Here is a 12,537-nt window from a genome sequence, read left to right on the forward strand (position 1 = left end):
TTTCGCCGCATGCCTTGCCGCTCGTGCATGTCGAGTTCGTGACAGCGCGCGCCGCGGACGCTAAGCACGCCTGCAGTCGCACGCAACAAGGCCCTTTCAAAGCAGATGCCGCATCACCTCCCGCCCGGGGCCAAGCGCTCCTGATGGCAAGCAAGTCCGAAGTGCTGGGGAGCCGGACGACTCGCCTGACCGACCTCACAGCAGCGATCGCCGCGCTTCCGCGCTGGTCGGTCGTGCTGCTCGCCGCCGTGGCGGTGCGCGCGCTGACCTTTGGCAACCCCGTCGTCCATGTCGACGAGGAATTCTACTTCGTGACCGCGCAGCAGATGCTGCACGGCGCGGTGCCGTTCGTCGACGTGTGGGACCGCAAGCCCGTCGGCCTGTTCCTGATCTACCTGCTGCCCGCCGCGTTCGGCGTGCCGGCGGGAATCTGGATCTACCAGGCCATGGCATTGGCGGCCGTGGTGGGCACCGCGCTGCTGATCGCCCGGCTGGCCGAAAAGGCCGGATGGGGGCGCGGCGCGCTGACCGTCGCACTGCTCTATCTGTTCATGATCAACTTCGCCGACGGCCAGGGCGGCCAGGCGCCGGTGTTCTACAATCTGCTGATGGCCTGGGCGTTCCTGCTCGTCGTGCCGAAACCGAGCGACGAGAGCGGCGACCGCCGCCGCATCCATCGCGGCACGCTGGCCATGCTGATCGTCGGCGTGGCGATGCAGATCAAATATTCGGTGGTGTTCGAGGCGATGTTCCTCGGCCTGTGGCTGATGTGGCGCGAAGTGAAGCTGGGCACCAGCGTCGCCCATGTCATCCGCCGCGGCTGCCTATGGGCGGCCGCCGTGTGGCTGCCGACGCTGGCCGTCTGGGCGGTGTTCATCGTGCTGGGGCATGGCGAGCCCTGGTTCTACGCCAATTTCGGCTCGATCGTCGATCGGCTGAGCGATCCGCCGATGGTGCTGCTGCGCGCCTTCCTCAAGATCGCTCTGATCCTGGGCCTGCTGCTGATCGTGTCGGGCCTGTCGCGCCACGTGCCGGTGAAGGACCCGAGCGAGCATCCGGTACGTGCGCTGTTCTTCGGCTGGCTGATCGCCGCCGTCATCGGCCTGCTCGTGTTCGGCAGCTGGTTCAACCACTATGCCCTGCCCGTGCTGGTGCCCGCCAGCCTGTGCTGCGCCGGCTATCTGGGCGGCACCGAGTTCGGCCGGAAATGGCTGACCCCGGTGATGCTGCTCGCGTCCGGCCTTGGCGGCGAATACACCGCGTGGAGCGCCAAATGGCACCGCGGCAATGCCGAGCAGCTCGATGCGCTCGCCGACGGCATCGGCCACGGCAGCGGCTGCATGTACGTCTATTCCGGCAACGCCATCCTCTACAGCTATACCGGGCGCTGCACGGTGACGCCGTGGATCTTCCCGAGCCACCTCTCGCGCGAGCGCGAGAATGGCGCGCTGGGCGTCGACCAGCTGGAGGAGATCAACCGCATCTTCACCCAGCGGCCCGAGATCGTGGTGATGCGCCCGACCTATTATGGCGAGCGCATGGAATCGCATCGGCTGGCGGTGCAGCGGATGGAGGAGATGGGCTATCGCCTGCGTGGCCGCTGGCCGCTCGGCGACCTCTACATCTCGGTCTACGAGCTGCCGGCGGCCCGCAAGGCGCCGCCGCGCTTCGCTGCGAGCAAGCCTTCGTAATAGGTCATCAGCTCGGCGGCGTGATCGGCGTCGCTGCGCACCTTGCCGGCGGCAATGCGTGCGGCACTCCGCAGGATGGTCTGCTCCCGGCCGAACATCCGGCGGATCGCATCGGCGGCCGAATAGGCGTCGCGCGCGCGATAGGTCTCGGCGAACAGCGGATCGGCGATCTCGGCGAAGCCGCCCTCGTCCGGCCCGACCAGCGGCAGGCCCGAGGCGAGCGCCTCCGAGGCGACCAGGCCGAACGGCTCGGCGTCCGATCCGTGGATCAGCGCGTCGCAGCTCGCCATGATCCGCGAGAAGCGCACCCGGTCATAGACCGGCCTGAAGATCTTGATGTGCGGGCTGCCGGCGATCCGCTCCTCGAGCTGGCGGCGCTGCGGGCCGTCGCCGATCAGCATCAGGCCGACGGGCAGGTCGTTCGCCGCCGCCTCGACCGCGTCGATCACCAGCGGCCAGCGCTTTTCCTTGTGGTGCCGGCCCAGGCCGAGCAGCAGATGCCCCTCGGGCGGAAGGCCGAGCTGGGCCAATAGCGCCACGCGCAGCTTCTCGTCGCGCAGATCGGGCGAGAACCATTGCCGCTCGATCCCCAGCGGCATCGACGCATCGACGTGCATCCCCCGGCGGCGGAAGCGCTTCGCGAGCGCCGGGCCGTTGGTGACGAACGCGTCGTAATGCTGGAGGAAGTTGTTCATGTACCGGGTGTACCAGGCGAAGGCCTGCTCGACCTGGATCGGGGTCGCCACGCTGTCGAGCCAGCGCTGCGGATAGGCGCCGATATTGTCGCCATGCGCGAAGAACACCTTCACCGCATCGCCCTTCCAGCGCGCCACGGTCCAGCCCGGCAGCCAGGGCGAGCTGGTCTCGACGATGTCGGGCCGGAGTTCGTCGAGCAGGTTCCAGACCGGCTCGTCCTTGACGAAGATGCCGTAGTTGCGATCGAGGATCAGCGGCGGCGCCTTGACCCAGATCACCCGGCCGCCGCCCGGACGCTCCTCGACGCTCGATTCGAGCGCCGGGGCAATGACGGTCAGCTCATGGCCCATATCGGCCATGATCCCCATCTTGCGATCGAGATAGGTGCGGACGCCCCCGCCGGTGGGCGAATAGAACTCGTTGACGTCGACGATGCGCATCGATCGCACCTTCCCTTAGTCTTCGAGCGGGCCGAAGCCGCCCAGGCCCCTCAGATATTGGGCCTTGATCGTGATCTGTCCACCGCCGGCACCGACATTGACCAGCGCCTGGCGCACCTTGGGACGGCTGCGGCCGAGCTTCTGGTTGCTGGCGAAACCGGCGCCGTCCTCCCAGAAGTTGAACTTGTTCTTGCCGTCGCGGTCATGGGTGAACAGCACCGCCCAGGTGCCGGCGCTGGGTGCGCGGATGCAGATGCGCACCGGGCCCGACTGCGGCACCGACGACCAGACGCGGCGGAACGGCTTGCCCTCGCGCTTGAGCGAGGTGTCGTCGCGCAGGAAGTCTTCCTCGTTCGGCGGATAGAGCTCGACCTTGAGCCGGCCGGTCCGGTCCTTGAGGCCGGTGACGTTCACATAGAGGCGGGCGCCGCCGGGAATCGCGCAGGTGCCGTCCACCGGATCCTGCTGCGCGAGCGCCGGGGTCGCGGCAAAGGCGAGCGCGGCGGCGGTGCTGGCGGTCAGGGCACGGATCATTGCTGCTTGTTCCTCTGGAGCAGGGCCTGGACGCTGAACCCTCCGATCAGCGCGACGTGGCTGAGAAGCGTGAGGCCGGCGATCAGCGCCATCAGCTCGGACATGGCCGAGCCCTGGCCGATCACCACGCCGGTGATCGCGGCGAAGGCGGCTTCCTTGCTCGGCACCAGCGGCAGGCGCCAGACGAGCAGGCGGCCGGCGGCCATCATCAGCCACACGCCGATCGACACGCCCGGCATCGCCAGGTGCCAGGCGATGGCGACGAGCAGCGAACCGGTGACGATACGGGCGCAATGCACCAGGAACACCCACCACAGCTCGCGCCGGGGCAGCGAGAAGACGCGCTTGGAGAAAAGCAGGAACGGCACCGACATCAGCACCAGCACGACGACCGAGCCGAGCACCGCGGCCTTCCAGGTCGGCGGCACCAGGCCGAGATAGAGCGGCAGGCCGAGGATCATCATGATCAGCGTGATCGCATTGCCGGCGATCGCCGACAGGATCATCACGTCCTTCACCGCACCGAACGGCGCCGCGACCATCTGGGTGCGCTGGCGCGCCCAGGCGTAGAAATAGGCCTCGCCCGAATAGCCGAACAGCACTTCGTTCGAGATGCGCTTCTTGTGGAGTGCGGCGAGCCCGGCGAGCGGGATCTGCCACAGCCGCTTGAAGATGATGTAGTCGAAGGTCGGCGGGCCCACATAATAGAGCGCGAAGACGATATAGAAGAGCGGGTTGGTCGGCAGGGTGCGGTACAGACCCGCCAGGCCCGAGCCGAACAGCTCGCGGCCGAGCGCCACGATCATCAGCAGCGTCAGCGCGCCACCGACGAACGCCGGCCAGCGGCGCTTGATCTTTTCGACGGGCTCCAGGCCCGCAAGGTCGGGCGCGCCCGGGAGAGGGACGGCCTCGACAACGCTCGTGTTCACCGAAGCCTCCAGACTGGGTTCGTTCACTGATTCGTATTCCGCAGCCCAAAACGGGCAAATTCAGCACTTTACCCGCGCCATGCGGCTTTTCAGCCCCCAGTTCACACGACGCGAAAATGGCTGGTGGCAGCAGAATGCGGTTTATTGCGGGGGCGATTTGGGCGTAAGAATGGCAATTCGCAAGGTCTATGTTGCACTGCACACAAAACGAATCCGCCCAACACATCCTCACTTATGCCCAGCGATTGCAGGGCGGCGGGGTGGAAAGGGCGATGCTGCGCATGGCACGCGGCTGGCTCGATTCGGGTCGCCGGGTGACGCTGGTGCTGGGCAGCCGCGAGGGGCCTCTGGCCGCGGAAATACCCGAGGGGATCGACCTGATCGAGCTGGGCGACGCGCGCTATTCGGCGCTGCTTTCGCTGGCGACGCATGTCCGCGCCGCGCAGCCCGACCTGATCTTCTGCGCGGGCAACCATTATAGCGGCATCGCCGCCGCGACCCGGCTGCGGCTGGGACGGAAATGCCCGCCGATCGTCGCGAAGGTCTCCAATGCGCTGGTCCGCCCCGAGCTCTCGCCGGGCGCGGCGTGGCGCTATCGCCGCTGGCTGCGGCTCCACCCGCGCTTCCTCGACCATGTCGTGGCGATGACCCCGGCGATGGCGGCCGAAGCGGTCGCCGAGATGGGCATGCCGGCGGACCGGGTGAGCGTGATCGCCAATCCGCCCGCTTCGGGTATCGCAGAGGCGGCCCCGGTGGCGATTCCCGAGGGACGCTATCTGATCGGCGTCGGCCGGCTGGAGCCGCAGAAGCGCTGGGAGCGGCTGCTCGCCGCCCTGCCCCGGCTGGCGGATCAGGAGATTCGGCTGCTCCTGCTCGGCGAAGGCGGTGCGCGCGCCGAACTCGAGGCACAGGTCGCGGCTCTGGGACTTGGCGACCGGGTGACGATGCCCGGCCATGCCGGCGATCCCCTGCCCGCGATCAGAGGGGCCGCGGTGGCAGTGCTGACCTCGGACTATGAAGGCGTGCCCGGCGTGCTGCGCGAGGCGCTGTCGGTGGGGACGCCGGTGGTGTCGACCGAATCGAGCGTGGCGGTACGCGAGATCGTCCATGCGCCGGCGCTGGGAACGGTGATCGACCGGGAGGATGCGGACGGACTGGTGGCGGCGTTGAATCACTGGCTCGGCCCCGATGCAAAGCGGCCGGAACCGGTCGTGACGGGCGGCGATCCGATCGCGGAATATCTCGCGCTGTTCGACCGGATCGTCAGCCAGCGGACCAAATAACCGTCATCCCGGCCCCAAATGGTGATCCCGCCTCACATCCGTCATCCCGGCGAAAGCCGGGATCTCAGGCGATGGCGGGAATAGAGCCGCATGAGATCCCGACTTTCGTCGGGATGACGACTAGGTCACCGCAGCCTCAGCCGCGCGCCCAGCCACAAGGTCCGCGGCATCGCGCGCTCGACCACGCCGGGACCGCTGATCCCCGCCTGCACCTCGGCATCGAAGATATTCTCCGCGCGCGCCAGGAGCGCCAGGCCGCGGGTGATCGGCAGCGCGGCGGCGGCGTCGAGGGTGAAGGCGCCCTTCAGCGTGCGGCTGTTCTGGTCGTCCTCGAACGGCGGGCCGGCATAGCGCGCGGTGAGCGACGCCCCGGCATCTTCGTGGCTCCAGCCTAGCGTGGCGCTGGCCTGATGGCGCGCCGTCTGGGCGGGACGCAGCCCGTCGAGCGCGGCGGAAGCACCCGAGGCGGACACCCGCGAATCGGTGAAGGCATAGGAGGCGCCGAGACTGAGGTCCCCGGCCACCCAGCGCCCGTCGAGCTCGACGCCCTTTGCCGTCACCGCGTCGAGATTCTGGCGTTGGCGATAGAAGCCCGCCGCCGAGACGAAGCCGACGCCCGGGAAAGTCCCCGGCCCCTGCGCCAGGGTGACATTGGCGATCGCGCCGTCGAGCCGGTTCCAATAGCCCGTCGCGCGGAAGGTCAAACTGGGTAGCGGTCGCCAGTCCGCGCCGATTTCGGCACCGGTCAACCGCTCGGGATCGAGCGCGGCATTGGCGGCGGTCGCGTCGGCGCCGGCGCGGAACGGGCGGTAGAGCTCGTTGAGCGTCGGCAGGCGCCAGCCGCGATAGGCGGCGGCGCGCAGCGTGACCCGGCCCAGCCGATAGGCGGCACCGGCACGTCCGGTCGCCTCGATGCCGTCGCGATCCGGGAAGCGGCTGTCGGTGAGCACCGGCCCCGGCGCGAGCGAAGTCTCCAGCAACGAGCCGCCCGAGATGTTCCAATGGTCGAGCCGGCCGCCCAAGCTGAGCGTCAGCGGGCCGCTCTCATAGCTCGCATCGGCGAAGCCGCCGACCGTCAGGCTCTCGCCGCCCGCCACGCGGCGGCGCGTGGGCAGGCCGGCAACATAGGTGTACAGTTCCTCGGTCTGTCCCGAGACGCGGCGCAGGTCGCTGCCGAGCCGGAGCGTCACGCCGCCACCGATGGGCGGTGCAAGCTCGATGCGCGCGCCGATGCCGGTGGCGGGTACTGCATATTGGTCGAGCGTGGCGGTCGCCGTGGTGCGGGTGTCGTTGACGCTGGCAAAGCCCGAGGCGAAGCCGCGCGTCTGCAGATAGGCCAGCGCCGACCAGCCCCATGCGCCGCGCCCCACCAGCCGGATGCTGGCGTCGGCACCCTCGCTCTTCACCCTGGTGAAGTCGACGCCGCGATCGCGGTGATCGGTGAAGGCGGAGAGATTGGCCTGGAGCTCGGTATCGCCGCCGAGATCGGTGACGGCGCGGATCGCCACCGCCGCCTGTTCATAGGGCGCTGGGCGATCGGCGGGGCCACGATCCGCCTCGACGATCGGCGTGAAGCCGTCTCCCCGGGCATATTGGCCGGCGAGCGTGACGAAGCCGCGCCCGAGCCTGGCCGCACCGACGCCGGACACGTCCACGCTGTCGCGGCTGCCATAGAGCGCGTCGAGCGACAGCGGACCGAGCTGCGACGGGCTGCCGCTCTCGAGTTCGATCGTCCCGGCGAGTGCACCCGGCCCGGCATAGCCGCTGCCCCCGCCCCGCACGATCCGGGCGCCGGCAAGGCGGCCTGGCAGATAGGCCGGGAAGGCAACCCAGCCGCCGAACGGATCGGCCTGGGGCACGCCGTCGAGCAGCAGCAGCGCGCGGCTGGAGGCATTGCCGCCCAGGCCGCGCAAGGTGACGCCCTGTGAAGTCGGATGCGCCGAGCGCGAATCGGAACGGCGGAACTGAGCGAGCCCGGCAGCATCGCGCAACGCGTCCTCCAGGCGCCCGCTGGCGGTGCCGGCAATCCGGTCGCGCGAGAGCGTCACCACGTCATAGGCGGCATCGCCCGGCGGCGCGTCGAGCCCGCGGCCCGTGACCACGATCTCGTTCGGGTCCTGCTCCTGGGCGAAGGCAGGTGCGGCGAGCAGCAGGCCCGCCGCCAGCCCGGCGATCCTCATTTGGGCGCCACCGCATCCGGATGCGCCGCGGCGAAGGCCGGCAGCGCAGTCGCCGCCGCATCGATCGCGACGAGCCGGGGAAAGACCTCGAGCCGCATCTCGAAGCGCCGGGCATTGTACATCTGCGGCACCAGGAACAGGTCCGCGATTCCGGGCGCTTCGCCGCCGAGGAACGGACCGTCCCCCGCCATCGCCTCCAACGCGGCAAAGCCCTCCGCGATCCAGTGGCGCGTCCAGTCGTTCCGGCCGGCCTCGTCCACCCCCATCTCCTTGAGGCGCCGCATCACCCGGAGGTTGTTGAGCGGGTGGATGTCGGCCGCGACGACCAGCGCGCGTGCGATCGCGGCGGCGCGGGCATCGGGATCGGCGGGGATCAGCCGCGGCTCGGGATAGCGCGAATCGAGCCATTCGATGATCGCCAGGCTCTGGGTGATCACCCTGCCGTCCACCTCCAGCGCCGGCACCAGTCCCTGGGGGTTGCGCGCGAGATGCTCCGGACTGCGCTGCTGGTTCTCGAGCAGCATCACGTCCTGCTGCTGGTACGCCACACCTTTCAGGTTCAGCGCGATGCGGACCCGATAGGCGGCCGAGGAACGGAAATAATCGTAGAGGATCATGCCGCGCCCGCCGGCGGATCGAGCGGGGTCGTCGCACCTTCCTCATAGCCCTTGCGCAGCCGCATGCGCCATTTGAGGCGTGGGCCATGCTCGTCGGCGGCGCGGGCGGCACGCTCGGCCTCGCTCTCCAGCGCGACCTTGATCATCGCCACGATCGGATCGGCCAGCGCCAGGCCGAGCACGCCGAACAGGGTGCTGGCGAGGATCTGCGAGGAGAGCGTGAGCGCCGGCGGCATGTCCACCGTGCGGCGCGCGACCAGCGGCAGCACGACATAGCCGTCGAAATTCTGGACGCCGAAATAGATGATGATCGCCCAGATGCCGGTATCGGTGCCGGCACTGAAGCCGACCGAGACCATCATCACGCCCGAGACGAAGGCGCCGATATTGGGAATGAAGGCGAGCACGCCGGTGATGATGCCGAGCAGCAGCGCCATCGGCACGCCGGCGAGCCACAAGCAGAACGCCGTGAGCACGCCTTCGAACAGCATGCCGAGCAGGCGCCCGGCGAGCAGGCGGCGCATCGTCGTCGCCATGCGGCTGATCGTGACGGCGAAGGCATCGCGCGCGTCGCTCGGCACCAGCCATTGCAGCCCGCGCTCATAGATGCGTGGCTCCAACGCCACGAACAGGCCGATGATCACGATCATCAGGAACGAGGAGACCGCGCCGAACACCGAGCCGACCGCCGAGGTGAGCTTGCCGACACTGCCCAGCGCTTCCTTGGCGAGCCCGGTCAGGTCCGAGCGGCCGGGCATCAGCCCGAGTTCGGCCACCCATTGCGCCACCTTGTTGGCCTGCACCTCCAGCGTGGTGCGCAGCTGCTCGGCCTGGGCGGCGATCTGCATTCCGGTCAGGTAGAAGATGCCGCCGAAAAAGGCGATCACCAGCAGGATGACGATCACGATGCGGAGCGTGCGCGGGATCGGCAGCACGCGGCCGAGCAGGCGCGCACCGCCATCGAGCATCGAGGCGAAGACCAGCCCGCCGAAGATGATCAGGATCGGCTGGACCAACAACACGAACAGGGCGACCGCGATGCCGAGGCCGAACCAGACGCTAGCCTTTTTCAGCTCGGCGCGGACCATGGGATCGCGGAGCTCGTTCGGGCCCGGCTCCTGGACGACATGGACGTTCTCGGAGGCGAGCGGATCGCTCATCAGTGGTTGTCCCGTTGCGGATGGAGCGACGTGCCGGCCCGGCCGGGGCGGAAGGACTTGGGCCAGGTCAGCGGATTCCAGCTGGCGCTGCCGTCGAGGCTGAAGGTGATGAACTCGGCGCGGCCGCCGATATTCTCCCAGGGCACCGGGCCGCCCAGGCCGTTCTGGCTGAGCGGGAAGCGGCTGTCGGCCGAATTGTCGCGATTGTCGCCCATCAGGAAGACCTTGCCCTGGGGCACGCGGATCTCGGGATAATTGTCCCCCCGCCCCGGCCGGAAGCCGAGGTCCACCGTGTCGTAGGACCGGCCATTGGGCAGGGTCTCGCGGAAGATCGGCAGGCGGCAATAGGGCTTGCCGTCCCGCGTGACGCGGAAGCCGGGATATTGGTCCGCGTCGCAGCGGGTATTGGCATCGACGGGGATATAGCGATCGCCCATCGCGCGGCGCGGGACCGCCTTGCCGTTCAGATAGACGATGCCGCCGCGCACGCCGATCGTGTCGCCGGGCAGGCCGATCACGCGCTTGATGTAATCGGTGTTGGTGCCCGGCGGGGTGACGATCACCACGTCGCCACGCTCGGGCAGGCGGCCGAGGATCCGGCCCGGCACGAAGGGCAGCACATGGAAGGTCGGCGTCACCCAGCTATAGCCATAGGGATATTTGGTCACGACCAGCCGGTCGCCGACGAGCAGCCCGGGCAGCATCGATTCGCTGGGGATGAAGAAGGGCTTGGCGATCAGGCTGTGGAAGCCGAGCACGGCGAGCACGAGCCACAGGATGCCGCGCGCCTCGGCCCACCAGTCGGTGCGCGTCTGGGCTATGGCCTCCTCCTCATATGCTTCGTGACTCAATGCGAGCTCGTCGCCCCCCATCAACCTTCCTTCACCGCCTCGATCATCACCATGGCGAACGCCCAGGGGTGATCGTCCGTCAGCGTCAGATGCACCACGGCGACGTGACCCGCGGGGGTGATGGCGTCAAGCCTAGCCTTCGCGCCTCCGGTCAATGCCAGGGTGGGGGCGCCGGAGGGCGCGTTGACGACACCGATGTCCTTCATGAACACGCCCGCCTTGAACCCGGTTCCCACCGCCTTGGAGAAGGCCTCCTTGGCGGCGAAGCGCTTGGCGAGGGTGGCGGCATAATTGTGCGGTCGGGTCTTCGCCTTGGCGATCTCGCGGTCGGTGAAGCTGCGCTGCTCGAAACGCGTGCCGAACCGGTCCAGCGACTTCTGGATTCGCTCGATGTTGCAGAGGTCGGAGCCGAGACCGAGGATCATTGGTTCAGCACCGCCAGAGAGCCGAGCGCCGCCGCCAGCGCCACGACAGGCGCGGCGCGCATCGCCGCGGACGTGCCGGAGCTCCTTACCGCGCGGTAGAACAGCCCGCTGGCCACGATCGCCGGGACGACTGCCCCCAGGATGAACAGAAGCCAGGTGGCCGGCGTGGCGAGATCCCCCATCACCGCGATGCTCAGAAGCTCGATCGGCACGATGATCCAGCATGTCAGCGTCGCCACCGCACCGATGACGAAGAGGATGCCCTCCGCCGCGACGGCCCGTGCCGTGTTCACCGCGCTTCGTCCATCAGCGCGCGCATGTGGCGAATCACCGGGGCGAGGCCGTCGAAGATCGCCTCGCCGATCAGGAAATGGCCGATGTTGAGCTCCATGATCTGCGGGATCGCCGCGATCGGAATCACATTGTCGAAGGTGAGGCCGTGGCCGGCATGCGGCTCGATCCCTTCCTTGGCGGCGAGCGCGGCGGCATCGGCGATGCGGCGCAGCTCGGCGGCGCGATCCGCCTCGGCCAGCTCGCAATAGCGGCCGGTGTGGAACTCGACGACCGGCGCGCCCAGGCGGAGCGCCGCGTCGATCTGGCGCTCGTCGGGCTCGATGAACAAAGAGACGCGGCTGCCATTGTCGCGCAGCTGCGCCACCATCGGGGCGAGGTGATCGAAATGCCCGGCGACGTCGAGCCCGCCCTCGGTGGTGCGCTCCTCGCGCTTCTCGGGGACGATGCACACGGCGTGCGGACGGTGGCGCAGCGCGATCGCCAGCATCTCCTGCGTCGCCGCCATCTCGAGATTGAGCGGCACGGTCAGCTCGGCGGAGAGCCGGGCGATGTCGTCATCGGTGATGTGCCGGCGATCCTCGCGCAGATGCGCGGTGATGCCGTCGGCGCCGGCCCCGACGGCGAGCAATGCCGCACGCACCGGATCCGGATAGCCCGAGCCGCGCGCGTTGCGCACGGTGGCGACGTGATCGATGTTGACACCCAGGCGAAGCTTGCCGGTCACCTCTGGCGCCTCCTTATGCCGTGGTCGCCCGGCTGCCGGGCTTGGTCGCGGGGATCGCCGCCAGCTCGGGGGGCAGCTGGTCCGCCGGATAGGCCGGCACGTCCATCTTGAGCAGCGAGACCAGCGGCACGCCGACATCCGCGGTGCCGTTCGAGCGATCGACGATGCAGGCGGCGCCGAGCAGCTTGCCCGGGTGCTTGCGGATCGCGGCGATGCATTCGCGCGACGAAAGCCCGGTGGTGACGATGTCCTCGACCATCACGATCCGCGCGCCTTCGGGAATCTCGAAGCCGCGGCGCAGCTGGAACTCGCCGTCCTCGCGCTCGACGAACACCGCCTTGCAGCCGAGCGCCCGCGCGGTCTCGTAGCCGGGGATGATTCCGCCGATCGCCGGCGACACGACCATGTCGACTTCGCCGAACGACTCGCGAATCAATTTTCCTAGTGCACTGCACACACGCCCAGTTCGCACAGGGTCCTCGAAAATACGCATCTTTTGCAGGAAGATGGGCGAACGAAGGCCCGAAGAGAGAATAAAATGGCCTTCGAGCAACGCACCTGCAGCACGAAACTCATCCAGAACTGCGTTGCCTTCCAATGCTCGCTCCAATCATCGCGGGGACTATCGATTCCCTTAGGACCACCTCCCATCCACCGCAACGGGCGATCAAAAAGGGTTGAGAATGGATGCACGGCTCGTATACCCCGGTTGC

The 12,537-nt window shown here is 68.5% G+C and carries 13 protein-coding genes; 2 read left to right on the forward strand and 11 right to left on the reverse strand.

Annotated elements, in window-relative coordinates:
• Positions 1-143: 143 nt before the first annotated feature.
• Positions 144-1,691 carry an ArnT family glycosyltransferase gene (locus GGR46_RS22750; protein WP_184000355.1) on the forward strand — a complete coding sequence of 516 codons (1,548 nt, stop codon included), beginning with the start codon at positions 144-146 and terminating at the stop codon, positions 1,689-1,691.
• On the opposite strand, the gene GGR46_RS22755 is transcribed toward GGR46_RS22750, so the two are convergent.
• The 3 genes from GGR46_RS22755 to GGR46_RS22765 are packed head-to-tail and all read right to left on the reverse strand — an operon-like array spanning position 1,631 to position 4,290.
• Positions 1,631-2,827, reverse strand: a complete 1,197-nt coding sequence (locus GGR46_RS22755) for a glycosyltransferase (RefSeq protein ID WP_184000356.1) — start codon at positions 2,825-2,827, stop codon at positions 1,631-1,633. The two genes, GGR46_RS22750 and GGR46_RS22755, sit on opposite strands and share 61 nt — an antisense overlap.
• Before the next feature lie 15 nt (positions 2,828-2,842).
• The gene (locus GGR46_RS22760; protein WP_184000357.1) at positions 2,843-3,361 is read right to left on the reverse strand and encodes a DUF2141 domain-containing protein; all 519 of its coding nucleotides are present in this window, start codon (positions 3,359-3,361) and stop codon (positions 2,843-2,845) included.
• Positions 3,358-4,290, reverse strand: a complete 933-nt coding sequence (locus tag GGR46_RS22765; protein WP_184000358.1) for a hypothetical protein — start codon at positions 4,288-4,290, stop codon at positions 3,358-3,360. Before GGR46_RS22765 ends, GGR46_RS22760 begins: the two co-directional genes overlap by 4 nt.
• A 188-nt stretch (positions 4,291-4,478) precedes the next feature.
• Between GGR46_RS22765 and GGR46_RS22770 the strand changes: the two genes are divergently transcribed.
• Entirely contained in the window at positions 4,479-5,573 is a 1,095-nt protein-coding gene (locus tag GGR46_RS22770) for a glycosyltransferase (RefSeq protein ID WP_184000359.1), read from the forward strand.
• A 125-nt stretch (positions 5,574-5,698) separates the two neighbouring features.
• Here GGR46_RS22770 and GGR46_RS22775 read toward each other — a convergent pair whose 3' ends face one another.
• Genes GGR46_RS22775 through pyrE form a run of 8 tightly spaced genes read right to left on the reverse strand, consistent with a single transcriptional unit; the run spans position 5,699 to position 12,422 of the window.
• Positions 5,699-7,753 carry a TonB-dependent receptor gene (locus GGR46_RS22775; protein WP_184000360.1) on the reverse strand — a complete coding sequence of 685 codons (2,055 nt, stop codon included), beginning with the start codon at positions 7,751-7,753 and terminating at the stop codon, positions 5,699-5,701.
• Positions 7,750-8,370, reverse strand: a complete 621-nt coding sequence (gene maiA / locus GGR46_RS22780; RefSeq protein WP_184000361.1) for a maleylacetoacetate isomerase — start codon at positions 8,368-8,370, stop codon at positions 7,750-7,752. Before maiA ends, GGR46_RS22775 begins: the two co-directional genes overlap by 4 nt.
• Entirely contained in the window at positions 8,367-9,530 is a 1,164-nt protein-coding gene (locus tag GGR46_RS22785) for an AI-2E family transporter (protein WP_184000362.1), read from the reverse strand. The genes maiA and GGR46_RS22785 overlap by 4 nt, the downstream gene beginning before the upstream one ends.
• The gene (lepB, locus tag GGR46_RS22790; RefSeq protein ID WP_184000363.1) at positions 9,530-10,402 is read right to left on the reverse strand and encodes a signal peptidase I; all 873 of its coding nucleotides are present in this window, start codon (positions 10,400-10,402) and stop codon (positions 9,530-9,532) included. Before lepB ends, GGR46_RS22785 begins: the two co-directional genes overlap by 1 nt.
• Entirely contained in the window at positions 10,402-10,806 is a 405-nt protein-coding gene (gene acpS / locus GGR46_RS22795) for a holo-ACP synthase (RefSeq protein ID WP_184000364.1), read from the reverse strand. The genes lepB and acpS overlap by 1 nt, the downstream gene beginning before the upstream one ends.
• A complete protein-coding gene (locus GGR46_RS22800) occupies positions 10,803-11,099 on the reverse strand; it encodes a hypothetical protein (RefSeq protein ID WP_184000365.1) in 297 nt (98 codons plus the stop codon). Before GGR46_RS22800 ends, acpS begins: the two co-directional genes overlap by 4 nt.
• A complete protein-coding gene (locus tag GGR46_RS22805) occupies positions 11,096-11,824 on the reverse strand; it encodes a pyridoxine 5'-phosphate synthase (protein WP_184000366.1) in 729 nt (242 codons plus the stop codon). The genes GGR46_RS22800 and GGR46_RS22805 overlap by 4 nt, the downstream gene beginning before the upstream one ends.
• Before the next feature lie 13 nt (positions 11,825-11,837).
• On the reverse strand, positions 11,838-12,422 hold the full coding sequence (gene pyrE / locus GGR46_RS22810) for an orotate phosphoribosyltransferase (protein ID WP_184000367.1): 585 nt from the start codon (positions 12,420-12,422) through the stop codon (positions 11,838-11,840).
• Positions 12,423-12,537 lie beyond the last annotated feature (115 nt).

Source organism: Sphingomonas kyeonggiensis, from assembly GCF_014196745.1.
Classification (GTDB): Bacteria; Pseudomonadota; Alphaproteobacteria; order Sphingomonadales; family Sphingomonadaceae; genus Sphingomonas; species Sphingomonas kyeonggiensis.

Bases quoted from the DNA above. Each gene is read 5' to 3' on its own strand.
- GGR46_RS22770 (WP_184000359.1), top strand. From the start codon at position 4,479: ATGTTGCACTGCACACAAAACGAATCCGCCCAACACATCCTCACTTAT.
- maiA (WP_184000361.1), bottom strand. From the start codon at position 8,370: ATGATCCTCTACGATTATTTCCGTTCCTCGGCCGCCTATCGGGTCCGC.
- GGR46_RS22775 (WP_184000360.1), bottom strand. From the start codon at position 7,753: ATGAGGATCGCCGGGCTGGCGGCGGGCCTGCTGCTCGCCGCACCTGCC.
- acpS (WP_184000364.1), bottom strand. From the start codon at position 10,806: ATGATCCTCGGTCTCGGCTCCGACCTCTGCAACATCGAGCGAATCCAG.
- GGR46_RS22750 (WP_184000355.1), top strand. From the start codon at position 144: ATGGCAAGCAAGTCCGAAGTGCTGGGGAGCCGGACGACTCGCCTGACC.
- lepB (WP_184000363.1), bottom strand. From the start codon at position 10,402: ATGGGGGGCGACGAGCTCGCATTGAGTCACGAAGCATATGAGGAGGAG.
- GGR46_RS22755 (WP_184000356.1), bottom strand. From the start codon at position 2,827: ATGCGCATCGTCGACGTCAACGAGTTCTATTCGCCCACCGGCGGGGGC.
- GGR46_RS22785 (WP_184000362.1), bottom strand. From the start codon at position 9,530: ATGAGCGATCCGCTCGCCTCCGAGAACGTCCATGTCGTCCAGGAGCCG.
- GGR46_RS22760 (WP_184000357.1), bottom strand. From the start codon at position 3,361: ATGATCCGTGCCCTGACCGCCAGCACCGCCGCCGCGCTCGCCTTTGCC.